The 24,748-nt window shown below is 67.0% G+C and carries 28 protein-coding genes; 15 read left to right on the top strand and 13 right to left on the bottom strand.

Annotated features, from left to right (window positions below; translation table 11 throughout):
- Positions 1–53 precede the first annotated feature (53 nt).
- Positions 54–863 carry a metallophosphoesterase family protein gene (locus tag ACXAJT_RS20900; RefSeq protein WP_475238529.1) on the top strand — a complete coding sequence of 270 codons (810 nt, stop codon included), beginning with the start codon at positions 54–56 and terminating at the stop codon, positions 861–863.
- 83 nt (positions 864–946) lie between these two features.
- Here ACXAJT_RS20900 and ACXAJT_RS20905 read toward each other — a convergent pair whose 3' ends face one another.
- Positions 947–1,360 carry a VOC family protein gene (locus ACXAJT_RS20905; protein WP_475234984.1) on the bottom strand — a complete coding sequence of 138 codons (414 nt, stop codon included), beginning with the start codon at positions 1,358–1,360 and terminating at the stop codon, positions 947–949.
- Positions 1,361–1,751: 391 nt separating this feature from the next.
- On the opposite strand from ACXAJT_RS20905, the gene ACXAJT_RS20910 reads away from it, so the two are divergent.
- The 9 genes from ACXAJT_RS20910 to ACXAJT_RS20950 all read left to right on the top strand — a co-directional run bounded on the left by ACXAJT_RS20910 (position 1,752) and on the right by ACXAJT_RS20950 (position 9,398).
- Positions 1,752–2,585 carry a transporter substrate-binding domain-containing protein gene (locus ACXAJT_RS20910; protein ID WP_475238532.1) on the top strand — a complete coding sequence of 278 codons (834 nt, stop codon included), beginning with the start codon at positions 1,752–1,754 and terminating at the stop codon, positions 2,583–2,585.
- Between the two features lie 118 nt (positions 2,586–2,703).
- Entirely contained in the window at positions 2,704–3,444 is a 741-nt protein-coding gene (locus tag ACXAJT_RS20915) for an amino acid ABC transporter ATP-binding protein (RefSeq protein WP_475238621.1), read from the top strand.
- Positions 3,441–4,109: an amino acid ABC transporter permease gene (locus tag ACXAJT_RS20920; RefSeq protein WP_475238534.1), complete on the top strand. Its 669-nt coding sequence runs from the start codon at positions 3,441–3,443 to the stop codon at positions 4,107–4,109. Before ACXAJT_RS20915 ends, ACXAJT_RS20920 begins: the two co-directional genes overlap by 4 nt.
- Positions 4,110–4,119: 10 nt before the next feature.
- Positions 4,120–4,788, top strand: a complete 669-nt coding sequence (locus tag ACXAJT_RS20925; protein WP_475238537.1) for an amino acid ABC transporter permease — start codon at positions 4,120–4,122, stop codon at positions 4,786–4,788.
- A 22-nt stretch (positions 4,789–4,810) separates the two neighbouring features.
- A complete protein-coding gene (locus tag ACXAJT_RS20930; RefSeq protein WP_475238540.1) occupies positions 4,811–5,737 on the top strand; it encodes an N-carbamoyl-D-amino-acid hydrolase in 927 nt (308 codons plus the stop codon).
- An 88-nt stretch (positions 5,738–5,825) separates the two neighbouring features.
- The gene (gene hydA, locus ACXAJT_RS20935; RefSeq protein WP_475238542.1) at positions 5,826–7,280 is read left to right on the top strand and encodes a dihydropyrimidinase; all 1,455 of its coding nucleotides are present in this window, start codon (positions 5,826–5,828) and stop codon (positions 7,278–7,280) included.
- Entirely contained in the window at positions 7,280–7,933 is a 654-nt protein-coding gene (locus ACXAJT_RS20940) for an aspartate/glutamate racemase family protein (protein WP_475238545.1), read from the top strand. Before hydA ends, ACXAJT_RS20940 begins: the two co-directional genes overlap by 1 nt.
- Entirely contained in the window at positions 7,930–8,874 is a 945-nt protein-coding gene (locus ACXAJT_RS20945) for a LysR family transcriptional regulator (RefSeq protein WP_475238547.1), read from the top strand. The genes ACXAJT_RS20940 and ACXAJT_RS20945 overlap by 4 nt, the downstream gene beginning before the upstream one ends.
- 62 nt (positions 8,875–8,936) lie before the next feature.
- Positions 8,937–9,398 (top strand): Lrp/AsnC family transcriptional regulator, encoded by a 462-nt coding sequence (locus tag ACXAJT_RS20950; RefSeq protein ID WP_475238549.1) that lies wholly within the window; start codon positions 8,937–8,939, stop codon positions 9,396–9,398.
- A gap of 195 nt (positions 9,399–9,593) precedes the next feature.
- Here the strand turns inward: ACXAJT_RS20950 and ACXAJT_RS20955 are convergent, their stop codons facing one another.
- Positions 9,594–11,027 (bottom strand): aminotransferase class V-fold PLP-dependent enzyme, encoded by a 1,434-nt coding sequence (locus tag ACXAJT_RS20955; protein ID WP_475238551.1) that lies wholly within the window; start codon positions 11,025–11,027, stop codon positions 9,594–9,596.
- 402 nt (positions 11,028–11,429) lie between these two features.
- Here ACXAJT_RS20955 and ACXAJT_RS20960 point away from each other — a divergent pair, with 402 nt between their 5' ends.
- Positions 11,430–12,893: an MDR family MFS transporter gene (locus tag ACXAJT_RS20960; RefSeq protein ID WP_475238554.1), complete on the top strand. Its 1,464-nt coding sequence runs from the start codon at positions 11,430–11,432 to the stop codon at positions 12,891–12,893.
- Positions 12,894–12,963: 70 nt separating this feature from the next.
- Here the strand turns inward: ACXAJT_RS20960 and ACXAJT_RS20965 are convergent, their stop codons facing one another.
- From ACXAJT_RS20965 to ACXAJT_RS21000, 8 genes are all read right to left on the bottom strand, one after another.
- Positions 12,964–13,938, bottom strand: coding sequence for a class 1 fructose-bisphosphatase (locus tag ACXAJT_RS20965; protein WP_475238557.1), 975 nt, complete (start codon positions 13,936–13,938; stop codon positions 12,964–12,966).
- A gap of 85 nt (positions 13,939–14,023) precedes the next feature.
- A complete protein-coding gene (locus ACXAJT_RS20970; protein ID WP_475238560.1) occupies positions 14,024–15,361 on the bottom strand; it encodes a HipA domain-containing protein in 1,338 nt (445 codons plus the stop codon).
- Entirely contained in the window at positions 15,361–15,645 is a 285-nt protein-coding gene (locus ACXAJT_RS20975) for a helix-turn-helix transcriptional regulator (RefSeq protein WP_475238563.1), read from the bottom strand. Before ACXAJT_RS20975 ends, ACXAJT_RS20970 begins: the two co-directional genes overlap by 1 nt.
- A gap of 145 nt (positions 15,646–15,790) precedes the next feature.
- Positions 15,791–16,219: a cupredoxin domain-containing protein gene (locus tag ACXAJT_RS20980; protein WP_475238566.1), complete on the bottom strand. Its 429-nt coding sequence runs from the start codon at positions 16,217–16,219 to the stop codon at positions 15,791–15,793.
- Positions 16,220–16,234: 15 nt separating this feature from the next.
- Positions 16,235–16,906 carry an ABC transporter ATP-binding protein gene (locus tag ACXAJT_RS20985; protein ID WP_475238570.1) on the bottom strand — a complete coding sequence of 224 codons (672 nt, stop codon included), beginning with the start codon at positions 16,904–16,906 and terminating at the stop codon, positions 16,235–16,237.
- Complete coding sequence (locus tag ACXAJT_RS20990; protein WP_475238572.1) at positions 16,903–17,868, bottom strand: ABC transporter substrate-binding protein; 966 nt, start codon at positions 17,866–17,868, stop codon at positions 16,903–16,905. The genes ACXAJT_RS20985 and ACXAJT_RS20990 overlap by 4 nt, the downstream gene beginning before the upstream one ends.
- Positions 17,869–17,957: 89 nt before the next feature.
- Positions 17,958–18,929, bottom strand: coding sequence for a YVTN family beta-propeller repeat protein (locus ACXAJT_RS20995; RefSeq protein WP_475238574.1), 972 nt, complete (start codon positions 18,927–18,929; stop codon positions 17,958–17,960).
- Positions 18,930–18,937: 8 nt separating this feature from the next.
- Positions 18,938–20,110, bottom strand: a complete 1,173-nt coding sequence (locus tag ACXAJT_RS21000; RefSeq protein WP_475238623.1) for an ABC transporter substrate-binding protein — start codon at positions 20,108–20,110, stop codon at positions 18,938–18,940.
- A 168-nt stretch (positions 20,111–20,278) separates the two neighbouring features.
- On the opposite strand from ACXAJT_RS21000, the gene ACXAJT_RS21005 reads away from it, so the two are divergent.
- The 4 genes from ACXAJT_RS21005 (at position 20,279) to ACXAJT_RS21020 (ending at position 22,822) form a co-directional block, all read left to right on the top strand.
- The gene (locus tag ACXAJT_RS21005) at positions 20,279–20,785 is read left to right on the top strand and encodes a DUF3280 domain-containing protein (protein WP_475238576.1); all 507 of its coding nucleotides are present in this window, start codon (positions 20,279–20,281) and stop codon (positions 20,783–20,785) included.
- Positions 20,782–21,333: an SRPBCC family protein gene (locus tag ACXAJT_RS21010; RefSeq protein WP_475238579.1), complete on the top strand. Its 552-nt coding sequence runs from the start codon at positions 20,782–20,784 to the stop codon at positions 21,331–21,333. Before ACXAJT_RS21005 ends, ACXAJT_RS21010 begins: the two co-directional genes overlap by 4 nt.
- Entirely contained in the window at positions 21,317–22,270 is a 954-nt protein-coding gene (locus ACXAJT_RS21015) for a YncE family protein (protein ID WP_475238582.1), read from the top strand. The genes ACXAJT_RS21010 and ACXAJT_RS21015 overlap by 17 nt, the downstream gene beginning before the upstream one ends.
- Before the next feature lie 81 nt (positions 22,271–22,351).
- Positions 22,352–22,822 (top strand): MaoC family dehydratase, encoded by a 471-nt coding sequence (locus ACXAJT_RS21020; RefSeq protein WP_475238586.1) that lies wholly within the window; start codon positions 22,352–22,354, stop codon positions 22,820–22,822.
- 9 nt (positions 22,823–22,831) lie between these two features.
- Here ACXAJT_RS21020 and ACXAJT_RS21025 read toward each other — a convergent pair whose 3' ends face one another.
- From ACXAJT_RS21025 to ACXAJT_RS21035, 3 genes are read right to left on the bottom strand one after another with little or no spacing between them, the layout of a single operon-like run.
- A complete protein-coding gene (locus ACXAJT_RS21025; protein ID WP_475238589.1) occupies positions 22,832–23,359 on the bottom strand; it encodes a PQQ-dependent catabolism-associated CXXCW motif protein in 528 nt (175 codons plus the stop codon).
- Positions 23,356–24,207, bottom strand: a complete 852-nt coding sequence (locus ACXAJT_RS21030) for a substrate-binding domain-containing protein (RefSeq protein ID WP_475238594.1) — start codon at positions 24,205–24,207, stop codon at positions 23,356–23,358. The genes ACXAJT_RS21025 and ACXAJT_RS21030 overlap by 4 nt, the downstream gene beginning before the upstream one ends.
- Positions 24,191–24,724 (bottom strand): c-type cytochrome, methanol metabolism-related, encoded by a 534-nt coding sequence (locus tag ACXAJT_RS21035; RefSeq protein WP_475238597.1) that lies wholly within the window; start codon positions 24,722–24,724, stop codon positions 24,191–24,193. The genes ACXAJT_RS21030 and ACXAJT_RS21035 overlap by 17 nt, the downstream gene beginning before the upstream one ends.
- Positions 24,725–24,748: the final 24 nt, after the last annotated feature.

Below are 24,748 nucleotides of genomic sequence, written 5' to 3' on the forward strand. Positions count from 1 at the left end.
AATCCCGGCGGCTAAATGGTCTAGCTGCACCACCGCCGCCGAGGGATGCCGCCATGCAACATGATCTCAACCAGTCCGAATGGGCGCTGCTGCTCGAAGGTGTGCTGTTCTATGGCGATCCGCATGGCCGCTGGGAGCCGCTGCTGAAAGCGCTCGGGCCGGAAACCAAGGAGGTGATCATCCTTGGCGATCTGGCCGACGCGGCAAAAGAGCCGGAACAGGTCGAAACCGCCCGCCGCGCCTTGCAGGAGGTGCGCGCGCGGGGCATCCGCTGGTGGACGATCTCGGGCAACCACGACACGGAAACCGACGCCATCTGCGACCTGCTGCACGAAGAGATGCCGGGCAACCTGCTTGACGGGAAGGTCGTGCAGGCCACCGGCATGGGCACCGCCATCGCCGGTCTGGGCGGCGTGGTGCGGGGCCGGGTCTGGGATGGTCGCGGGCCGGCGCAGCTGCATTCCCCCGAAGACATGATCGCCGGGTCACATGCCTCGGCGCTCTACAAGGGCGGGCTGCCACGGCGTCACCGCAGCACGATCTTTCCGTCCTCGGTGGCTCAGCTTGGGCTGCAGCGCGCCGACGTGCTGGTCAGCCACGAGGCACCAAGCTGCAACCGCCACGGGTTTTCTTTCATCGACCGGCTGGCGGGCGACATGGGGGCCGGGCTGATCGTGCATGGCCACCACCACCTCTCGTATGAAAGCGTGCTGCCCAATGGCGTGCGGGTGAAGGGGCTGGGCCGCGCCGAGGTCTGGCAACCCAGCGTCGATCTCAGCCCCACGCAGCGCAGCCTGCTGCGCGCAGGCGTCGACGGCCAGCGCCGCAACGCCGCCACCTATGATCTGCTGAAAGACCTCTAGCGTCCGGATCAAGCCGCCCCGCTCAACGCAAAAAAGCCCCCGGCGTTGCGGCCGGGGGCTTTGCATTGGGGCAGGACCAGCGATCAGGCGGCGAAGAGGCCGTCGAAATCAGCGAAGCCCTTGATCTCGATCGGGTTGCCCGACGGATCGAAGAAGAACATCGTACGCTGCTCGCCCGGCTCGCCCTCGAAGCGGATGACCGGCGGGATGTCGAACGCGATGCCCTTCTCTTCGAGCCGGGCGGCCAGCGCCTTCCAGTCGTCGAGGCGCAGCACCGCGCCCATGTGCGGCATCATCACCATGTGCTCGCCGACCTTGCCGGTGCGGGTCACCGGGAACGGCTCGCCGAGGTGCATCGAAAGCTGGTGGCCGAAAAAGTCGAAATCGACCCAAGTGTCGGTCGACCGGCCTTCCTCGCAGCCGAGAACGTCGCCGTAGAAGGCGCGCGTCTCGTCGAGGTCTTTGACGTGAATCGCGAGGTGGAAGAGGGATTTCATCGGGAATACTCCGCTTGCCGGGATGGCGCCGGACGGGGGTCCGGACGCGTGATGGCGATTGGATTGCCTATTTTGCAGGCATCGTAAAGAGGCGGCCTTGCGCGCCCTCGGTCCCGGCGCTTCCGCGAAACGACCACAGCCAAGCGCCTGCGGGTTCCGCAGCGGCATGCGATTATGCGCAGTGTAGCAAGGCCTTAAGGCAAGCCGGGCGTTCTGCCGGCGTCCAGAGAAATGTGTCAGGCCGGTGACTATCTATAATCCGATCTTATAATTATACTATCAGTATAATCTTCATTTCTATTGCTCTCCCCGGGGCCCGTCGTCTTTTTGAACCCATCCGACGCCTCCCCGGATGACACCAATAACACACTAAACCAACACGGAGCTCCCAATGAAACGTACCGGTTTTCTCTTTTCCGCAGCCCTGACCGCACTGGCGATGCCGGCGCTCGCCCAAGACTACAAGGTCGCGCTTGACGGCACCTACGCACCGCACGCCATGCCCAGCCTCTCGGGCGGCATCGAGGGCTTCAACGTCGATCTGGCCGCCGCCATCGGCGAGGTGCTGGACGCCGAGATCGAGGTTGTGGCCGCCCAGTTCTCCGGGCTGATCCCGGCGCTGCAGGCCGGCACCTACGACTTCCTCGTCGCGCCCACCACCGTCAGCGAAGAGCGCGCCGCGAACCTGCTGTTCACCGAAGGTTTCATGGACACCAACTTTGCCTTCACCGTTCCCGCCGGCAGCCCCGAGCTGACCAGCCTCGAAGACTTCAAGGGCAAGACGATCTCGGTCAACAAGGGTTCGAACTACGAAAGCTACCTCGAAGAGAAGGCTGAAGAATACGGCTGGGAGGTCGTGGCCTACGGCACCAACACCGACGCCGTCGAGGCTGTGGCCACGGGCCGCGCCGATGCCAACCTCGCCGGGGCCACGGTTTCGGCCTGGGCTGCCAAGCAGAACCCGCGCATCGACCTCAGCTACGAGATCAGCACCGGTCTGGTCTGGGCCTTCCCGTTCCGCAAGGACGACACCGAGACCCGCGACAAGATCGACGCCGTGCTGGAATGCCTGAAGTCCAACGGCACCATGGCCGAACTGTCCGAGAAGTGGTTCGCCGTGACCCCGACCGAGGGCAGCACCATCGTCACCCCGACCCCCGGCTACGGCACCCCGGGCTACGAGGGGTACGACGACACCGAACACGACGTCTCCTGCGACCTCTGATCCCCGAGACGTCTTCTGACATTGCCGGGCGGGGCGCATGCCGCCCCGCCCGATCATCGAGAGTTTAGCTATGCACGCAGCCACCCCCACCTCCAGTGCCAAGGTCCACCAACGACCGATGCTCGAGGTCAATCAACTCGAGAAAAGCTTTGGCGAGACGCAGGTCCTGACCTCCATCGACCTGAGCGTGAAGCCGGGCGAACTGGTCTTCGTGATCGGCCCCTCCGGGTCGGGCAAATCCACCATGCTGCGCTGCTGCAACCGGCTCGAAGAGCCGACCTCGGGCAGCATCCTGCTCGACGGCGAACACGTGACCGACTGTCAGGGCCGGGCGCTCGATAAGATGCGCCTGAAGATCGGCATGGTGTTTCAGGGCTTCCATCTCTACCCGCACAAATCGGTGCTGGCCAACGTCATGCTGGCGCAGGTCAAGGCGCTGAAACGCTCCAAGCCCGAGGCCAAGGCCCGCGCCATGGAGATGCTCGAACACGTCGGGCTGGCGCATAAGGCCGATGCCATGCCGACCGAACTGTCGGGCGGCCAGCAGCAGCGCGTCGCCATTGCCCGCGCGCTGGCGCTCGATCCCAAGGTCATGCTGTTCGACGAGCCGACCTCGGCGCTCGATCCTGAACTGGTGGGCTCGGTCCTGAAGGTGATGAAACAGCTGCGTGACGAGGGCATGACCATGGTCGTGGTCAGCCACGAGATGGATTTCGCCCGCGAGGCCGCCGACCGCGTCGTCTTCATGGATGGCGGCGTTGTGGTCGAAGCCGGCCCGCCCGAAGAGATCTTCGGCAACCCCAAGTCCGACCGCCTGCGCGCCTTCCTGTCCCGCCTGCACCCGACGAGCGCCGCATGAGATTCCTAGAGACCTTCTTCAACGGCGCGGTCATGGCACAATACCTGCCGGACCTCGCCTCGGCCATCGTCACCACGCTGTGGCTCAGCGCGGTGATCGTGGTTGTCGGGCTGCTGCTCGGCCTCGCACTGGCGTGCCTGCGCACCTTGGGCCGGTGGTATCTGACCCTGCCGATCGTCGCTTTCGCCGACATCGGCCGCGCCCTGCCGCCGCTGGTGGTGATCCTGATCGTCTACTTCGGCCTGCCCGGCCTCGGCATCAACCTCTCGGGGCCCATGGTGCTGATCTTGGTGCTGGGCGGGGTGCTTGCCGCCTTCGCCGAAGAGATTTTCTGGGCCGGTCTCACCGCCGTCTCCAAGGGGCAGTGGGAAGCTGGCCGGGCCACCGGCCTGAGCTTTGCGCAAACGCTGTTCGAAATCGCCCTGCCGCAAGCCATCCGCCTTGGCATCCCGCCGCTGGTCAACCGTGCGCTGGCGATCACCAAGATGACCGCGCTCGGCTCGGTGATCGGGGTGAAGGAAATCCTCGCCGTCTCCTCCTCGGCGCAGAGCTTTTCGGGCTCGGCCACGCCGCTGACCATGGCAGCGCTCGCTTATCTGGCGATCTTCCTGCCGGTGGTTATCCTCTCGCGCCTCCTCGAGAAGCGCTACGCCTGGTCCGTGTAAGGGGCGCATCATGAGCAATTTCATCGACCTCTTCTTCAACCTCGACATCATGGCGCAGGCTTGGCCGCTGCTGCTCAAGGGGCTGATCATCACGCTGCAGCTTTGCGCGGTGGTCATCGGGCTCGGCCTGATCGGCGGGCTGCTGCTGGCGCTTGGCGCGCTGTCGCCGCGGCGCTGGCTGAAGTGGCCTGCGGTGGGCTTCATCGACCTGTTCCGCGCGATCCCGCCGCTGGTGCTGCTGATCTTCGTTTACTCGGGCCTGCCCTTCGCCGGGCTGGAACTGAGCCCGTTCTTCGCGGTGGTCATCGCCTTCTTCCTCAACAACTCGGCCTATTTCGCCGAGGTGTTCCGCGCGGGCATCCAGTCGGTGCCCAAGGGCCAGACCGAAGCGGCGCGCGCCACCGGGCTGAGCCAGGCGCAGACACAAGTGTATGTCGTCCTGCCGCAAGCCGTGCGCAACGTGCTGCCCGACCTGCTGTCAAACACCGTCGAGGTGGTGAAGCTGACTTCGCTGGCCTCGGTCGTCTCCCTCTCCGAGCTGCTCTACTCGGCCAATATGGCCCGCTCGGTCACCTACAACTCCTCGCCGCTGATCCTCGCTGCGCTGATCTACCTCGCGATCCTCTGGCCGCTCGTCCGCCTGATCTCGCGGTACCAGCGCGGACTCGCGGTGCACTGAACGTCCCTGAAAGGAAAAACCCATGACGAAGATGATTATCGGCGGCGCCCAGATCGGCGGCATCCAGAAGGACGAGACCCGCGAAGAGGTCGTGGCCCGGATGGTCGCGCTGATGGATCAGGCCAACGAGAAGGGCGTGAAATACCTCGTCTATCCCGAGATGACGCTGACCACCTTCTTCCCGCGTTTCTACGTCGAGGACCGCGCCGAGTTCGACCATTGGTTCGAAAGCCAGATGCCCAACCCCGCCGTGCAGCCGCTGTTTGACAAAGCCAAAGAATATGGCATGGGCTTCACCTTCGGCTATTGCGAGCTGACCCCGGAAGGCGAGCATTTCAACACCTCGATCATCGTCTCCCCCGAGGGCGAGATCGTGCTGAAGTACCGCAAGACCCACCTGCCCGGCCACGCCGAGTTCGAGCCCGAGCGCACCCACCAACACCTTGAAAAGCGCTACTTCCTGCCCGGCGACACCGGCTTCAACGTGGTCAAGAACCAAGACGTGATCATGGGCATGGCGATCTGCAACGACCGCCGCTGGCCGGAAAGCTGGCGGGTGCTCGGTCTGCAGGGCGTGCAGTTGGTCACGATCGGCTACAACACCCCGTCGCAGAACAACCTTTCGGCGGAAGAGGGTATCGAGCGGCGCATGTATCACCACGAACTGTCGGTCTGCGCCGGCGCCTACCAGAACTCGACCTACGCGGTCGCGGTGGCCAAATCCGGCATGGAAGACGGCAACCACATGTTCGCCGGCTCGATCATCGTGGACCCCGACGGCTTTGTCGTGGCAAAGGCGGAAGGCGAAGGCGACGAGCTGATCGTGCACGAGGCGGACTTCGCCAAATGCGACTTCGGCAAGTCCACCGTGTTCAACTTCGCGGCGCACCGCCGCATCGAGCACTACGGGCTGATCGCCGAGCAGACCGGCGTCAAAGTGCCGGAATAACACATCCGCGCCGGGACCCTGTCCCGGCGCTCGTCCCTGCGGGGACAGACGGACAGACCGCGAGCGGCGGCACGGAAGGAGAGATCAGATGCAATTCGATACGGTGATCCACGACGGGATGATTGCCACCGCCGACTACACGGCCAAGGGCGACATCGGCATCAAGGACGGGCGCATCGTGGCCGTCGCCGAGACCCTCGCGGGCGGCGAGCGCCGCATCGACGCAGGCGGGCGCATCGTCATGCCCGGCGGCATCGAGGCGCATGCCCATATCGCGCAGGAAAGCTCCTCGGGCGTGATGACCGCCGACGACTACCTCTCGGGCTCGATCTCGGCGGCCTTTGGCGGCAACTCGTCGTTCATCCCCTTCGCGGCGCAGCAGCGCGGCCAATCGGTCGATGACGTCATCGCCACCTATGATGCCCGCGCCGCGCGCTCGGTGATCGACTACTCCTACCACCTCATCATCTCCGACCCGAAACCCGAGGTGCTGGAAGACCAGCTGCCCCGCGCCTTCGCCCGCGGCATCACCTCCTTCAAGGTCTTCATGACCTACGACCTGATGAACCTCGGCGACGGCGGCATGCTCGACATCCTGACCGTTGCGCGCGAGCACGGCGCGATCACCATGGTCCATGCCGAGAACAACGACATGGTCAAATGGATGAACAAGCGGCTGGCCGACAAGGGCCTCACCGCGCCCAAGTACCACGCCGTCTCGCGCCCCGAATTGGCCGAGCAGGAGGCGATCAACCGCGCCATCCAACTGGCCAAGCTGGTGGATGCGCCGCTGTTCATCGTGCATGTCTCCACCGAGGGCGGCGCCGAGATCGTCCGCCGCGAGAAATTCAACGGCGCCAAGCTCTATGCCGAGACCTGCCCGCAATATCTCGCGCTCACCCGCTCCGATCTCGACCGCCCCGGCATGGAAGGCGCGAAATACATCTGCTCGCCGCCGCTGCGCGACGCGCAGACCCAAGACGCGCTGTGGCACCACATCGCGCAGGGCACCTTTGAGAGCGTCTCTTCCGACCACGCGCCCTATCGCTTTGACGAGACCGGCAAATTCGTCAACGGCTCGGACATCCCCTACCCCAAGATCGCCAACGGCATGCCCGGCATCGCCGCGCGCCTGCCTTACCTCTTCTCCGAAGGGGTGGTGAAGGGCCGGATCACGCTGGAACAGTTCGTGGCGCTGTCGTCTACCAATGCCGCCAAGACCTTTGGCTGCGCCACCAAGGGCCGGATCGCGCCGGGCATGGACGCCGATATCGCCATCTGGAACCCCGAAGAGCGGGTCACCGTCACCGCGGCCGACCAGCACGACAATATGGATTACACCCCGTTCGAGGGCATGGAGATCACCGGCAAGCCCGAGATCGTCATGAACCGCGGCGCGGTGATCGTCGAGCATGGCGAACTGAAGGCCAAGGAAGGTCAGGGACAGTTTGTCGCCCGCCAGCCGGTCGATCTGCGTGGCAAGCCCGGCTATACCGCCAAGGAGCTCGACCCGGCACAGAACTTCGGCGCGGTGCTGCGCTGATGGGCCCGATCCTCATCATCAACCCCAACTCGTCGGCCAGCGTCACCCAAGGCATCCGCGAGGCCATCGTGCATCTTGCCCCCGCGCGCGGCCCGGCCTTCGAGGTCACCGATCTGCCCGCCTCCCCGGCGACGATCATGACCGCCGAAGACGTGGCGCGCGCCGGGCTCGGATTTGCCGAGGCGGCGCAGGCGCGGCCCGATGCCGCCGCCTATGTCTCGGCCTGTTTCTCGGACCCGGGCGTCGAGTTGACCCGTAGCCTGATGAAACAGCCGGTGATCGGCGTGCAGGAAGCGGGCATTCTCACCGCCATGGCGCGCGCCGATCTCTTTGGCATCATCGCGCTCGCGCCCGGCTCGATCGCACGTCACCGGGTAAAGATCCGCGCCATGGGCATCGAAAGCCGCCTTGCCGGTGAACTGGCGCTGCCCGGCGTGTCGGCCGAGGCTTCGGGGCGCGACGCGGAGGTCTATGGCATGTGCGTGCGTCTTGGCCGCGAACTGGCCGAGAAAGGCGCGGGCGCGGTGGTTCTGGGCTGCGCCGGTATGGCGCCGATCCGCGCCAAGCTCGAACGCGACATCGGCATCGCGGTGATCGATCCCGTACAGGCCGCCGCCGCCATGGCGCTTGGTCTGGTCGGAGCGCCTGAATGACAAGCGTCGACGGGCTGCCGGAGGTCTCGCTGCGCCTGCTCGAGATCTTCGCCGCGATGATGCGCTGCGCCACCACGGTCGAGGCCGCGGAACAGTTGCGCATCTCGCAGCCCGCCGTCTCTGCCGGGCTGCGGCAGCTGGAATCGCAACTCGGCCTGACGCTCTTCGAGCGCACCGGCCGCCGCCTGCAGCCCACCGCCGAGGCAAAATCGCTCTATGACGAGATCCGCCCGGTGTTCAGCCTGATGCGCGGGTTCTCGCAGCGGGCCCGCGACATGAAGCTCGGCATGGCCGGCCGTTTGAAGATCATCGCCACGCCGCCGCTTGGATATTCCGTGGCTCCGGTCGCGCTGCGCCGGTTTCTGGATGCGCGGCCCGACGTCTCGGTCGCCTTCGACGTGCGGCGGCTCGAACAGGTCAGGGACGCGGTGCAGAGCGGTCAGGCCGACATCGGCCTCGCCATCGACCATGACCGGCAGGCGGCGGTGAACATCGACGTACTGCAGCGGGCGCATATGGTGGCGCTGGTGCCCAAGGGCAGCCCGCTGGCCGCCAAGCCGCATATCACCGCGCTGGATTTGCAGACGGAACCGCTGGTCGGGCTGGAAATGGCCTCCAACCTCGGACAGCTGGTGCGTAAGGCCTACGAGCAGGTCGGCGCGACATATTCCCCGCGCATCGAGGTGCGCTATTGCGCCACGGCCACGGCGCTGGCGGCACAGCACCTCGGGGTGACCGTGGTCGACCCCTATTCGGCCACCACCCATGGCTCCGACGCGCTGGTGTGCAAACCCTTCCTGCCCGCCTGCGAGGTCAAGGCGGTGATGTTCACCCGCCGGGGCGTGCCGTACTCGGGGCTGTTGCACAGCTTCATGTCGGACCTGCGCGCGGCCTTCGCCGACAGCGATCTGCTGATCGCCGAACCGCCGCAGCGGGCCTGATGCTACCAATGCGCCGATTACTGGGATAGGATTGCGCAAAACGACCTGACAGGCGCAATCCCATGCTAGACACCTACGACCGCAAAATCCTCTCGCTGCTGCAGCGCAACTCCGAGATGGCGGTGGCCGAGATCGCCGCCGAGATCGGCCTGACCACCACCCCCTGCTGGCGCCGCATCCGCAAGCTCGAGGAACGCGGCTACTTCAAACGTCGGGTGGTGCTGCTCGACGAGGAAAAGCTGAACGTCGGGGTTTCGGTGTTCATGGCGATCCGCACCAACCAGCACAGCCGCGAATGGGCGCGCGCCTTCGTCAAAGCCGCCGAGAGCATTCCCGAGATCGTCGACATCTTTCGACTGGCAGGCGAGACCGACTACATGCTGCGCGTGGTGGTGCCCGACATCGCCACCTACGACCGGGTCTACCAGCGGCTGATCGACAAGGTGGAGATCCATGACGTCTCGTCGATGTTCGCAATGGAGACGATCAAGTCGAGCACCGAACTGCCGCTGGACTACGCCTGACGGCAAACGGTTCGGAGCCGGGCGAGCGCTGGCCCGTGGGGTGGCGCTGCAACGATTGAGCTTGGCGATTTATCCCGACCAAATCCGAACGACCTCAAACCGGAGTACGAGGATGGCAAAGCGCCAGCCCGCCGGAACGGGCCGGCGCTCGCCCGGCGGCTTTGACTTGATTCCGGGCGCATCAGCGCCTCGACCTCAGGCCGCGCTGGCCGAAAAGATCGCCCGGCCCTCGTCGACCTCGTAGCCATCCACATAGGCGACCGCATCGCGCGACAACGTGGCCACGCTCTGCAGGATGAACTCGACCTCATCGTCGCTCATCAACACCGACAGGTTGAGCCGTACGAAACCGGGCTTCTCCAGTTCCTGACCCGACAGGATCGCCGCACGGGTCTCGGCCGCCGCCTCGGCATCGTAGCCCAGCAGGCGCAGCACGTAGGGCCCGGCGCAGGCGCAACCGCCGCGCGCCTGAATGCCGAAACGGTCGCTCAGCATCTTGGTCGCCAACTGCTGGTGGATGTAGCCGCCGCGCGGGTCGCGCAGGCGGAACGACAGCACCGGGATGCGCGCCGCCTCGGTGTTGCCGAGCAGTTCGATCCCCGGCTCAGCCTGCCACGCCGCGATGGCGCGGGCCGACAGCTCGGCGTTGCGCTGTGCCATATAGGCGGCGCCGATCTCTTCCTTGACGATCACCGTCAGCGCGGCACGGATGTCGCCCACGACGTTGGGCGTGCCCGCCTCTTCGCGCGCCTCCAGCGCGCCGGAATAATCGTGACCCTCGGAGGACACGAAGCGCACCGTGCCGCCGCCGACCCACGTCGGCCGCTCCGAGACCACTGCGTCGCGGCGCAGCACCAACACCCCAGAAGCGCCCGGCCCGCCAAGGAACTTGTGCGGCGAGAACACCAGCGCGTCGATCTCGGCGCCTTGCGGGCGCATCTCCATGGGCAGGTAAGGCCCGCCCCCGGCATAGTCCCAGACCATCCGCGCCCCGGCGGCCTTCACCCGCGCGGTGAGACCCGCCACATCGGCGATGATCCCCGAGACGTTGGAGGCCGCCGAGAAGGCGCAGATCACCCGGTCGTAGCTGGCGGCATCCGCCAGCGCCGCATCCAGCGCCGCCAGATCGGGGCCGCCGCGCGAATCCTCGGGCAGTTCGACCACCTCGGCGCCGCACTCGCGCCACGGCAGGATGTTGGAGTGGTGCTCGTAGGGGCCGATGATCACCTTCACCCGGCCCTGATCGGCGCCCAGCAGACGCACCAGCCGGTTGATCCCCGCCGTCGCGCCGCTGCCCGCAAAGACCACCGCGTGCTCCTCGGCCGTGGCACCGCAATGCGCGGCGATGGTGGCGCGGGCTTCATTGCGCAGCCGGGTCATGTAGCCGCCGCAGAACGACGCTTCGGTATGGCTGTTGGCGTAATAGGGCAGCACCTGCTCGAGCATGAACATCTCGAGCGTTTTCAGCGCCCGCCCCGACGCGACATAGTCGGCGTAGACCAGCGGCTTTGACCCGAACGGACCCTCGACCATCGCCCCCTTGCCCACCAGATCGGCCCCCATCTGCGCGACCTCGGGCAGCGATGCGCGGAACGAAGACAACAGGGCGGCGGGATCGGTGATGGGCATGGGAGGTCTCATTGATCTTGGACGGGGAACGCGGCGCAAACCGCTGACGTGCCGACCCTACCAGCGGGACGAGGGCGCAGGTTTCCAAATTTTCCATCTAATCTGGAAATTGGCGTCATTTCATTCTCAAAACCTCACCTTTATTAGACTCACATTCCATATATGCGGGCATTCAACACAGTCCCGCTCCCCGCGGCTTGGTCCTGCCCCAAGCGAGGTCGCGGGGTGGGGAACGCCGCGACATGCGTATTTGGAAAGAGAAGAAGGCGGGGATCCGCGCCGCGTCGGAGCGCTTGGGCAGGCGGCTTGCGTGCGGGCAGCGGGGGGCCTAGGTACGGGGTATCGGTGCGGTTTCGCCACGTCCGCCGCCGCCGATCCTTCCCAATTTTCAGAGTACTCCCGATGCAAAGCCCTCCCGAGCCCGCCGGCGCCGCGGCCACCGCGCCGCCCCCAGACCATGCCGCCCGTAACCGGCTGGTGATCCTGCTGTTGCTGGTCTCGGCCTTCACCGTGATCCTCAACGAGACCATCATGGGCGTGGCGCTGCCGCGGCTGATGACCGATCTGGGGATCACCGCCAACGCCGCGCAATGGCTGACCACCGCCTTTCTGCTGACCATGGCCGTGGTGATCCCGATCACCGGCTTCCTGCTGCAGCGGCTGCACACCCGCACCGTCTTTACCATGGCCATGGGGCTGTTCAGCACCGGCACGCTGATCTGCGCGCTGGCGCCGGGGCTGGGCATGCTGATCACCGGGCGCATCGTGCAGGCCTGCGGCACGGCGATCATGATGCCGCTGCTGATGACCACGGTGATGACGCTGGTGCCGCCCGAAAGCCGCGGCAAGACCATGGGCAATATCTCGATCGTCATCTCGGTGGCTCCGGCGATCGGGCCGACGATCTCGGGGATCATCCTCAACCTGCTGGACTGGCGCTGGATGTTCTGGCTGGTGCTGCCCATCGGTCTGGCGGCGCTGGCGCTGGGATATGCCCGGCTGGAGAACGTCACCGAGCCGCGCAAGGCACCGCTCGATCTGATCTCGGTGCCGCTTTCAGCGCTGAGCTTCGGCGGGCTGGTCTACGGGCTGTCGGCGCTTGGCGAGGGGCATGGCAGCGGCGGCGCGGTGCCGCCGTGGCTGCCGCTGGCGGGCGGCGCCTTGGTGCTGGTGATCTTCGTGCTGCGCCAACTGCGGCTGGGACCGCAGGGGCGCGCGCTGCTCGATCTGCGCACCTTCCGGGTCAAAGTGTTCACCGTCGCGGTGGTGATGATGGGCTTTTGCATGATGTCGCTCTTTGGGATGATCATCCTGCTGCCGATCTACATGCAGAACGTGCTGGGCATGGAGCCGCTGGAGGCCGGTCTGCTGCTGCTGCCGGGCGGGCTGCTGATGGGGCTGATGGCGCCCTTCGTGGGGCGCACCTTCGACCGCGTCGGCGCGCGCAAGCTGGTCATCCCCGGCGCGGTCTGTGTCTGCGCCGGGCTGGGCTCGATGGCGACGCTGGGCCTGCAGAGCGCGGTGTGGCAGGTGCTGGCGTGTCACATGATCCTCAGCGTCGGGCTGGCGCTGCTGTTCACGCCGCTGTTCACCTCGTCGCTGGGATCGTTGCCCAAGGACCTTTATTCCTACGGCTCGGCGGTGATCGGCACGGTGCAGCAGGTGGCCGGCGCGGCGGGCATCGCCCTGTTCGTGTCGGTGATGTCGATCCGCATCGGCACCGAGATGGCCGCCGGCGCCGATCTCACCGAGGCCACCGCCGCTGGCGTGCAGGCGGGCTTCCTGACCGGCGCGCTGATCTCGCTGCTGATGATCGTCGCCAGCTTCTTCGTACGGCGCCCGCCCGACATGCGCCCCGACGCATGACCCGGCGCGTGACCCGACGCATGACCCCGGGCGCACAACGCCCGGGCGTCTGAAGACCCGCGCGCCGCGCTCAGCCGTGGCGCGCGATATAGCCCTCGATCAGATCCACCTCTTCGCTCGAGCCGAAGATCAGCGGGCAGAAGGCGTGCGGCGTTTCGGGGGCCAGGTCGAGAATGCGCTGCCGCCCGTCGGTGGCGCGCCCGCCCGCCTGCTCGACCATGAAGGCGATGGGGATCGCCTCATAGGCCAGCCGCAGCCGCCCCTGCTCATAGCCCTTGCGGCTGTCCTGCGGGTACAGGAACGCCCCGCCCTTGAGCATGATGCGGTGCAGATCGCCCACCGCCGCCGCCAGCCAGCGCATGTTGAAATTCTTGCCGCGCGGCCCGTCCTTGCCGGCACGCAGATCCGCCGCGTAGGCCTGCAGGCCCGGCGCCCAGTGCCGCTCGTTCGAGGCGTTGTAGGCGAGCATAGAAGTGCTGGGCTTGAGGCGGATGTTCTCGGACGCGATGCGGAAGTCGCCGATCGCGCGGTCGAGCGTGGCGATATGCACGCCGTCGCCCAGCGACCACGCGAAATCCACCGAATGGCCAAAGCACGCATAGCCCGCCGCCACCGCGTCGCTGCCGGGACGGCGGAAGCTGCCGTCGCCCGCCGGGTAGATGACGAAGAGCATGCCAAGCAGCGCGCAGATGCCGATCGAGCCCGAGCCATCGATCGGATCGATGGCGAGATCATACTCGCCCGCCGGGTCGAGCGTGACCACCTCTTCGGCCTCTTCCGACAGCACGTGGCGGATGTTGCACCCGTCGAGCGCTTTGAGCATGTGCTCATGCGCCCCCACGTCGAGCGCCTTCTGCGCGTCGCCGCTTTCGTTGTCGCCGACGATCTGCGCCGGGTTGCCGGGCAGCAGGCCCGCCGCCAGCCGGTCTGCGATGGGCAGCAGCGCCTCGGCGATGTGGCGCACAATGCGGCCGGCGCCCGCGTCGGGCAGGCGGTCATGCAGCGCGTCGCCGGTGTTGCAATGGTCGGTGGGGAGGGTCAGCATCTTGGGTCGTCCTGTGGTAATCTGCGCGTCTTTGGGGCACGCATGTCAACGATGTAGCGCCGATGGCGCGCGGGGAACAGAGGTGTCAGGTGAGCGGTATCTCGGCCTGCGCGGCGCTGGCCAGCAGCCGGGCGCAGGCCTGCGCGCGCTGCACGATCGGGGTGGCCACATGCGCCGGAAGCGTTGCGGCCAGCGGCGCGATCTCGCGCAGGGCCGGGGCGGCGCACTGCGCCAGCTCGGCCAGCGCCTCGCGGGCGAAGAACTCGGGGCAACCGGCATCCACGGCGCTTTGCAGAAAGTGGCGCGGGTGCAGCTGGTCCATGCGGTACTTGCGGTTGCGCCCCGCCGACATCGCCATCTGGTACTGGGCATTGCGCAGCGCCCCCGCCGCATGCGCCGGGGCGGCGCTGAGAATGTCGTAGAGCGGCGTCAGGCTGTAGCCGCGCGGCGTGTGGAACAGGCTGAAGTTCTTGGCATGGCCGTCGGTGGCGCCGATCATCCAGAAGAACAGCTGCGCTTTCAGAAAGGTCTTCTGATCGCCGCGCGGGTCCTGCGCGCCGGCCAGTAGCCGATAGCAATCGCCCGCAGACGGGCCGCCGTCGCTTTGGTATTTCAGCGTCGAGGGCAGACCCAGCGCCTGCAGGAAATCCTCTTGCGGCAGGCGCAGATAGCGCCCCTGTCCGCCGTTCCAATCGGCCTGCCAGCGCCGGTCGAACCGCGCCACCACCAGCGCCCGCTCGGCGCCGAAGCGCGCCATCTCGACCTGCGGCACGTCGAAGCCGAATGCCTGCGCCAGCCGCATGCACAGAAACTCGTTTTCGACGCTGTCGGACATGTCGATGCCCTGCTGCAGCGCGCCCATCGGGCGTTTGAAGATATGGCTGGTGGGGGTCAGCCCCTCGGGCCGGCACCACGTGCCATCGTGCCAGAGATAGGCGGTCTTTTCCTGCGCCCCGGCCAGCGAGATGCGGAAGGCCGCGTCGCGGCCGAGCCCCAGCGGCGCGCGCTCCAGCCCCGAGAGCGCGGCCTCGATCTGCGCGTCGGTCTGCGGCACCGCGCGCAGCGCGAACGGCTCCGCCGCCGCCGTACCCGCGGGCAGGAACTGCAGCGCGCCGACGCAGTCCCGCCCGATCGCCGCCAGCAGCGCATGCGGGTCGGTGCCCGCAGCGCCGGTGCGCTCGGCGATGACGCGGCGCAGGTCGGGGCTGTCGGGCAGCAGGTTCTCGAACACCGCGATCACCTGCGGGCCGCGCTGCGCCCCGGCACGCAGCGGCAGCGCGCGCGAGATCGGCAGGCCCACCGCCTCGATCCACTGCGGATCATAGGTAAAGCTCACCGCGCCGTCGGGCGCCTTTGCGTAAAGCCCCACGCGCCGCCCGTTCATATACACGTCGAGGCGCTGCCTCAGCGGTCTGCGGCCCATCAGAACAGATCCTCGATCCGCCGCGGCTGGCGCGCCAGTTCGGCGGCAGGATCGTCGAGCGCCCGCGGCGCCAGCAGCGCGTCAAGCTCCAGCGCCGCCAGCAGCGCCAGCACCGTCGTCAGCTTCGGGTCGGTGTCGCCGGTTTCGATCTTCGAGACGTGGTGGGTGACCAGACCGGCGCGACGCCCCAGATCCGCCTGCGTCCAGCCCCGCGCGCGGCGCGCCGCGCGGATGGCCGCGCCAAAGCAGCGCGCATCGCGGATCGGTGTGAGGGACTGGGGCATGGCTGGGCTCCGAAAGGCCAAGGACTGCGCTTGGTATACATCAGAGCGTATAAATCGCCAATATGCTTTGGCGTGTAAAAGAGCTGTTTATACATTGTGGTGCATATATTTAATTTATACACCACAGCGTATCTCCCCCCCCCTCCTATTGGATGGTGATGTCGACCCGTTGGCTTTCGCCCTGCGAGCCGGGGATCTTCAGGTAGTACTGCCCCGGCTTGATCGCGAGGAACTCGATCTCCATCTCTCCGGCCTCGTCAAACTCGAGGCTCTCCAGACCATAGGGGCGGATCTCCAGCCCGTTCACCACCACCTCGTTGACCCAGATCGCGCGAAAGAACCCCGGCCCCTCCAGCGCCAGTTCGCCCGAGCCGTCGGCTTCGATCTCCAGTTCATAGACCGTGCCCGAGCTAAGGGTGATCGGCCCCTCGGCCAGCGGCTTGCCGACCGACAGGGTGATGCCGGGCATGTCGCCGGAATTGCTGTGCGACAGTATACCGGCGAACCCGTAGTCGTGCGCGAGCGCGGGGAGCGCCGCAAGGCTCAGCGCTGCGGCGAGAATGGGGAATTTCATGGTTAACTGTCTCCTTCAGACCAGATGCGGGCCCAGCGTCGCGGGCTGACCCTTGAGTTCGAGAACGCGGTCGGCAAGCCGCTCGGCCTCCGCCCGCGCATGGGTGACGAGGATCGTCGCCGGGCGCTGCTCGGCGATCAGCGCCTCGGTCAGTTGCAACATCGCCTCGGCCAGATCGGGGTCGAGCGAGACGAAGGGTTCGTCCATGATCAGCAGACCCGGCCGCCCGGCGAAGGCGCGCGCCAGCGCCAGACGGCGCTGCTGGCCCAGCGACAGGCTGCGCGGATAGGCCTCGTATCTGCCCTGCAGCCCGACCCTATCGAGCGCCGCGCGGGCGTCGCCTTCGGACAGCGCCGGATGCACCAGCGTGAGGTTCTGCAGCGCGCTGCGCCACGGCAGCAGCACCGGCTCCTGAAACACCATGGCCATCTCGGCGGGGCGGGTGATCTCGCCATCGAAATAGGGATCAAGCCCGGCGACGATGCGCAGCACCGTCGACTTGCCGATGCCCGAGGGACCGACCAGCGCCACCGTCTCGCCGCGCGCCACGGTGAAGCGCAGGTTGTGCAGCACCTCGGCCGGGCCGAAGCGCTTGCTGCGTATCTCCACCCGCACCGCCCCCGGCTCGGCCAGCTTGGGATACAGCGGCACCACCCGGCTGTCGTCTGGCGCGCAGCGCGGGGTCATTGCACCGCCGCGAACAGACCGTCCGGCAGGCTGCTTGCCTCGCCCACCAGTTCGGCCCCGCCTAGCTCGGCCATCAGCGCCAGCAGCTTGCCCGCGGCCTCGGCATCGACCGGGCCGCGCGCCGGAACCCCGGCGATCCAGTCGCTGCGCAATTGCTCGAACTGCGCGTCGCTCTTGGCATTCATCTGCGGGCGCACGTCGTCCCATGCCGCCGCATCGTCCGCCAGCATCTGCTTGGCCTCGCGGCTGGCCTCATAGAAGGCCTGCGCCAGCCCTTCGTGCTGCGACAGGAACTCTTGCTTCAAGTAATAGCCCAAGAGCGGCACATCCGGGTCGAGCCCCAGCGCCTCTGCCGCCGTCTCCACCGAGATCAACTCGCGCATGCCCGCCGCCTTCATCTTGGCGAGGAAGTGCCAGAAGTTGATCGCCCCGGCGTAATCGCCCGACAGCCCCGATTTGAACACCAGAGGCGGCGCGCCATAGACCTGCTCTGTCTGCGCGGCGAGGTCCATGCCGTATTCGCGCTGCGCGTAGGCGCGCAGGATCAGCCACGACTTGTCGAGCGGGCCGCCGGCGATGCCGATCTTGCCGCCCGCGAGGTCGGCCAGCGTTTCAACGTCCGACCCTTCGGGCACCACCAGCCCGCCGACCGCGCGCGAATAGGGCACGACCACATAGTCCTTGCCCGCCGCGCGCTGGCGCGCCACCCAGATCCAATCGGCCACGGCCATGTCGGCTTCGCCGCCTTCCAGCGCGATGCGCGTGGCGCCATTGTCGGCATAGGGCACCACCTGCAGGCGGAAACCATGCTTTTCGTCGAGCCCCTGCTCGGCGATGGTCGACAGTTCCCAGTTCACCGTGCCGATCTTCAGCACCGCGGCGCGGATCACCGGCAGGTCTTGCGCGGCGGCGCCAAAGGCGGTGACGCACCCCAACACCAGCGCGCTCAGAAATCGTTTCATGGGTTCTCCTCCCCTCACTTCGGTCCGCCTCGTGTGGGCGTGATCGCCACGCGGCCGGATCATTCGGGCGTGATCGCCACGCAACCTGATCATTCGGGCGTGATCGCCACGCCCCAGGGCTGCTGGCCCACCTGCACCGACTTGATGGCCTTTTCGGCGGCCACGTCGATCACCGTGACGTCGTTGGAATTGCCGTTGGTGGTCACAAGGAAGTCTTCGCCCGGGGTGAAGGCCATCTGCCACACCCGCTGGCCCACCATGATGTACTCGATCACCTCAAGACTGGCGCCGTCGATCACCGCCACGCGGTTGGCCGGCCCCAGCGCCACGAAGATGCGGCTGCCGTCCGAGGTGGCCTTCACCCCCACCGGCTGCAGCCATTCGGGCAGCACGCCGGGCACCTCAAAGCCGATCTTCTGCGTCAGCGTCGGAGTGCCATCCTCGGCGATGTCGATGACGCTGACCGTGCCGCCGATCTCGGAACTGACGAAAAGCCGCGTGCCATCGTCGGTGTACTCGGCGTAGCGCGGGCGCTGATCGACAAGGATATTGTGCTTGATCTCGTAATCCTCGGTCGAGATGAAATGCGCCATATTGGTGGTTTCCGAGGTGTTCACCACCCATTTGTGGTCGGGCGAGATCGCCATCCCCTCGGGCTCCACCCCCACCGGCACCTCCGCCAAGATGCGGTGGGTTTCGGTGTCGGTGACCGTGACGAGGTTGTCATCCTCGTTGGCGATGTAGAGCGGGCTGCCCGAAGGATCGATGACGAAAAGCTCGGGATCCGGGCCGGAGGGCAGCGTATAGAGCTCTTCGTAGGTGTCGGTGTCGAACACCCGCACCGTGTCGTCATCCGAGGCGCAGACGTAAAGCAGCGCGCCATCGGGCGAGAGGGTGATGCCGCGCGGACGGTTGCCGCCCGGAAACTCGGTGATCACCTCCCAGGTTTCGGTGTCGAGCACGGTGATCGTATTGCCGCGTTCGTTCGACACGAAGGCCTTGCCGGCAAGCGCGCCGCTGGCGGCGAGGCAAAGTGCGGTGCAGAGCAGGAGCTTTTTCATCGGTGTCCTCATTGAAATGCCGTGCAGCCCGACTCGGGCCGGTCGAGCCCCAGCGTGTCGAGCGGCGAGACCTGATGCAGGAACCCCTCCTGCGGGCTGACGCTGACGGTGATGCGGTCGTCGTAGAGCAGGATCGGCTGGCGCAACTGCCCGTTCCAATTGCGGAAGGTCACCTTCTGGCCCTTGAAGGCGGCCAGTTCGAAGGCGTCCGACAGGATGTAGTCTTCCAGCGTGGCGGGATCGTTGCTGCCGGTGCGGGTCACCGCCTCGCCCAGCACCCGCAGGGCCAGCCAGACGTTGTAGTCCTCGGGCTGTACGTGCCGCTGCGCGAGCTTTTCAAAGCGGGTCTGAAACTGTGTCGCGCCCCATGCTTCATGCGCGCCATGCATGGTCACCGGGCGCAGCCCTGCGCTGCCCAGAACCGGGCGCGGCGTCCACAGGTGATAGGGCAGATAGGCGGCGAAGTAATCCGAGGCGTCGGCGGCGATCACCACGTCATGCTCGGGCAGCCGCTGCAGGAAGGTCGGCAGTTGCCGCTGCACCAGCACGTGGCCTGAATCGGTGCGGCGGCTGCCGCCGGTGTCCTCGAACTCGCGCGCCTCGACGATCTCCGCACCGAATTTGCGGGCGGCGCGGCGGTAGGCCTCGGCCAGCGCGCGGTCGGCGGGGTTCGAGCCGCTGACCAGCACCCAGCGCGGCCATTTCTTCCAGATCGCGAATTGCGCCACCGCATCGGCGGTCATGGCATCCGAGGGCGCCACATGCAGCAGGTTGGCGCGGCAGTCCGTATCGCGCAGCGCCACGTCCGGCGCGCTGGCGTTGATCACCAAAGCCCCCGCCTCGGCGGCGCGATCGGCCAGCGCGGTCACCTCCTCGCCCCGCGCCTGCAGCACCACGAAGCGAATGCCCTCCGCCAGCATCGCATCGAGCGCGGCCAGCGCGCCCTCGGGCGCGGCGGCGGCGGTGTCGGTCTGATAGCTGTGGCCCATGAAGCCGCCGGTGGTGGCGTTGTCTTCCTCGGCCAAGTGCGCCCCGGCAAAACCCAGATCCTCGGGCCGCGCATCATAGCGCGAGATCGGCAGCAGCACCGGGTAATCCACCCGCAGCACCCCGGCCTTCACCTCGACCGCCTGCGCCACCGGCGCCCATAGCGCCAGCGCCGCGGCGGCCAGCAGCGGCATCGCTTTTGTCAGCACGTTGTCCTCCCATGCCCACCTGTTTCGGTCGGGCTTGTCGCCACTCTGCCCCTCCAAAGGCGAAGCGGTGAACCGATACTTTCGGTTCGGTTGCGGCGATCAGCGTAACGGCGGCACGATTGTCGGCGACTCTTAATTTCTAAGAAGGCAGCGATGCTTATCCGCGCCCTGATCCTGTTCAGCTTGCTCTGCGGCCCGGTGCGTGCCGGGGAAAAGGTGGCCTTCTTCGGCATCACCTTCCTCGACAGTTCGCTGCAGACCGCCGAGCTGGGTCAGGATCCCGCAGAGCTGGCGCGGATCGCCATGCTCGAAAGGATGGTCGCCGAGCGCTTCACCGACGAAGGCTTCGATCTGGTCGATCTGGCGCCGGTGGCCGAGGCCCGCGACCGCATCGTCAACCCGGCGAAATGCTACGGCTGCGACGCGCGCATGGCGACCAAGCTGGGGGCCGATTACGCGCTGGTGGGCGAGGTGCAGAAGGTGTCGAACCTGATCTTGTCGATGAACCTGCAACTGCGCGACGCCGCGACCGGCGAAACCGTGCGCGGCCGGGTCGTCGATATCCGTTCGAACACCGACGAAAGCTGGCGGCGCGGCATGGATTACATCCTGCGCACGGGGATTTTCCGACAAGAGTTTTCCAAGGAGGAGACAGAATGAAACGACGCAACCTGCTGATCGCGGGGGCTCTGAGCGCGCTGCTGCCCGCCGCCGCCATGGCGCATGGGCCGACCCGGCAAAAGATCACCGTCACCAGCGAAGTCGCCGCCGAGCCCGCCGAGGTCTGGGCCGCGATCGGCGATTTTCAGGACATGAGCTGGCATCCGGCCATCGTCTCGCAAAGCGGCGAGGGCGGCAACGAGATCGACGCCACGCGCGAGCTTTACCTGTCGGATCAGGGCGCCGAGGGGCCGATGATCTCGGAGGTGCTGTACAAGTACAGCGATGAGAAGATGTCCTACAGCTACCGCATCACCGACGTGGCGGTGGAGGTGCTGCCGGTGACCAACTATTCCTCGCATCTGACGGTAAAACCGCGCGAGGGCGGCGGGTCCGAGGTTGAATGGCGCGGGGCCTTCTATCGCGGCTATCCCAACAACGACCCGCCCGAGACCCTCAACGACGAGGCCGCCATCGCGGCGGTGACGGCGGTCTACGAGGCCGGGCTGGGCGCGCTGGTCGAGCGGTTCGGTGCGCCGGGCTCGTAACCTGCTGCGCGCCGCGGCGCTGGCCCTCTGGGCAAGTGCCGCGCCGGGGGCGGTGGTGGCCGATCTGGCCTATGTCACCTGCCAGAACGGCGAGGCGGTCAGCGTGCTCGACCTCGCCACCGGCGCCGAGGTGGCGCGCTGGCCCCTGCCCGGGAAACCGGCGGGCGTGGCGGTGGCGGCGGACGGGCGGGTCTATACCGTCGCGCCCGACGCCAAGACCGTGCGCCGCCATCGGCCGGACGGCTCGGTCGCGGCAGAGGTGCAGCTGGACGGCGGCCCAATGGGCGCGGCGCATGATGCTGCGCGCGGGCGCCTCTTCGTGTCCGACTGGTACAACGCGCGGCTCTGGGTGCTGGATGACATAACGCTGGCGCCGCAGATCGAACTGCCGGCGGGCGCCGCGCCCGCCGGGCTGGCGCTGTCGCCGGATGGCCGCTGGCTCGCCGCCGCCGAGCGCGATGCCGACCGGGTGAGCCTTTACGATGCGGGCACGCTGGCGCTGTCCCGTACTGTCGCGGTCGGCTCGCGCCCCTTCGGCCTTGGCTTCGCACCCGATGGGCGGCTCTTTGTCGGTAATGTCGGCAGCGACGATGTTACGGTGATCGACCCCGCCTCGGGCGAAGTGCTGGCGACCGTCGGCGTCGGCGCGCGCCCCTATGGCATCGCCTTCGGCAAGGGCCGCGCCTTCGTCAGCAATCAATACGCCGGAACGGTCAGCGTCATTGGGCTGGGCGATCTGGCGCCGCTGACCGAGATCGCGGTGGGCGAATACCCCGAAGGCATCGCCGCCACCTCCGACGGGCGGATCGCCGTGGCCAACTGGTTCGACAATACGCTCAGCCTGATCGACGCCGAGACGCTGCAGGTCACCGCCGAGTTGAGCACCGCCGACGGCCCGCGCGCCTTCGGTGCCTTCATCCTGCAACGGCCCGAGTGATGCCGCTGCATCACGGGGCTGGACGTCCGCGCCCGCGTTGCGCATAGCTGCGGCACGCACACTGCCAAGGATCCCGCCGCCATGACCGAAACAGCCCCCCTGCCCCGCGATCTCTACCTTGAAGATATCGCCGTCGGGGATCGCTTCGTCAGCGGCACCCACGCGCTTGACGCGGCGCAGATCAAAACCTTTGCCGCCGATTACGATCCGCAGCCCTTCCACCTCGACGAGGAGGCCGCAAAGGACAGCCTGTTCGAAGGGCTCGCGGCCAGCGGCTGGCACACTGCGGCGATCACCATGAAGCTTTTCGTCGCCTCGATGCCCTTCGCCAAAGGGCTTATCGGTGCCGGGGTCGAAGTGACATGGCCGAAGCCGACCCGCGCGGATGACGTGCTGCACGTGGAAAGCACCATCACCGAGATCAAACCCTCGCGCTCGCGCCCCGGCCGCGCGATGGTCTCGGTCGAGACGCTGACCCTCAACCAGCATGGCGAGACCCGCCAGCGGCTGCTCTCGCGCATGGTGATGTTCGGGCGCGACTATAAAGACTGAGCGCGCCCGTTACTGCCGCGGTGTCACCCGCTCCAGCGGGTAGCCCGCCGCGGCCCACCCGTCTGTCCCCTCGGGCAGCCAGTAAACCTCTGTGTACCCCTCGGCCAAGGCGCGCTTGGCGGCGTTCCAGCTCATCCAGCATTCGGCGAGGCAGAACAGCAGCACCGCATGCGCCTTGTCGCCGCCGGTGACCGACGCCAGACCGTCGCGAAAGTAGCGTGCGTCGGCCTCGGCCAGCGCGCCATAGCCGGTGTTGGGCAGCCAGACCGCGCCGGGAATGCTGTCGCGTGGCTTATCGCGCCAGACCGTGCCCTCGGGCAGATTGTCGGGCTTCGGCGGGCGCGGCAGAACGTCGACAAAGGCCACTTCACCGGATCGCCACAGGTCATGCGCTTTCCCTGCCCCAACCACCGTCGCCCCCTCCAGCGTCTCTGGCACCGGCGCACGGTATGCGTCCATCCGGTAGCCTGCGGGCTCTGGCGCCTGCGCAAAGGCCAGCGCTGGCAGCAGCGCCAGCACACCCGCCAAGGGCCTCATTGCGACACCGAGATCACCTGCTCGCCCATATCCGAGACCAGCGGCACCCCGGCCTCGACCAGCAGCGCGTCGATCTCTTGCTGATGGCGGCGGATCAGCGAGTTGAGCTGGCGTTGCCAGACCTTCTCGCCCCGCCGCACACCCATGGTGATGCGGTAGAACAGCTTCGGCGGCCCCGCCTCGCTTAGCAGCGGCACCACCTTCAGCCCCGGATGCGCGCGCTTGACCAGCGGTCCGGCGATCGGCCCCCACAGCACGGCGGCGTCGATCTCGCCCGCCTCCAGATCGGCCAGCATGTCCTGCGCCGGGCTGTCGTGGCGACGGTCGACCACCAACTGGTAAGGCCGCGCCTTTCCGATGAGCCCGTGCCGCGCCATATGCGTGGCGGGCGGCGATCCGGCGATCACCCCCAGCGTCAGCCCCTGCAGCGCCGGGTCCGACAGCTGGCTCACATCGGCCAGCGCGCCGCCGCCGGGCACCACCAGCACATAGGCCGAGGTCATGTAGTGGTTGGTGTTGAGCACCAGCTCATGCCCCTGCGCGTAGCCCATCACCACGTCGCATTGCCCGGCCTTCAGGGTCTGGCGGATGAACCCCGTGGCCATCGGAAACCACGTGTAGCTGACCGGGCGTTCGAGCTTGCCGCCGATCAGCTCGGCCAGCTTGTTCTCGAACCCCGAGCCATCCTGAACTGACATCGGATCATTGGCGGGATCGGCGCAGACCCTCAGATGCGTCTTGGAGACGAGATCCGAGGTCTGCGCCGCGCCCGGCCCCGCATGGGAGGCAAGCAGGGCCGCCAGCGCCGCAATGAGGGTGCGGCGCTTTCCCTCAGCCCATGCAGGCATCTTCCATCTCGGTGAAGGTTTCACTCTTGGGCTCCTTCTTGGCCGGGCGGCCGCGCGCGATCGCGCCGGAGCCATGCGCCTTGAGGTAGGTGTAAATGTCATCGAGGTAGCACATCACGTTGGGGTTGGTGCCGAAGGCGGGCATCACCGAGTTCTCTGCCGCGCCGACTTTCTTGCGCCCGTTCACCACCACGTCGACGAAATCGTAATAATCCATCTCTATCGCCGAGTTCTTCAGCGCCGGCGCGTAGGTCGAGCCCTCGCCGTCGGGGCCGTGGCAGACGTGGCATTCGGCGTGATAGCGGCGGAACCCCGAGAAGGTCGGCCAGTCCACCGTGCCATCCTCGGCCACGTTGAAGGTGGGGATGCCGTCCTCGGTGTAGTAGCGGCCGCCTTCCTCGTAATCGACGGCGATATTGGGATCGTCCATCGAAACATTTGCGGCGTGCAGCGCCCCCGCCGTGGGCAGGGCCGCGAGCAGGCCGGCGGCGGCAAGGAGGGTGAACTTTGGGGTCATGGCGTATGGGTCCTGAAACTGTCT

The organism is Salipiger sp. ABF4_146, assembly GCF_056161345.1.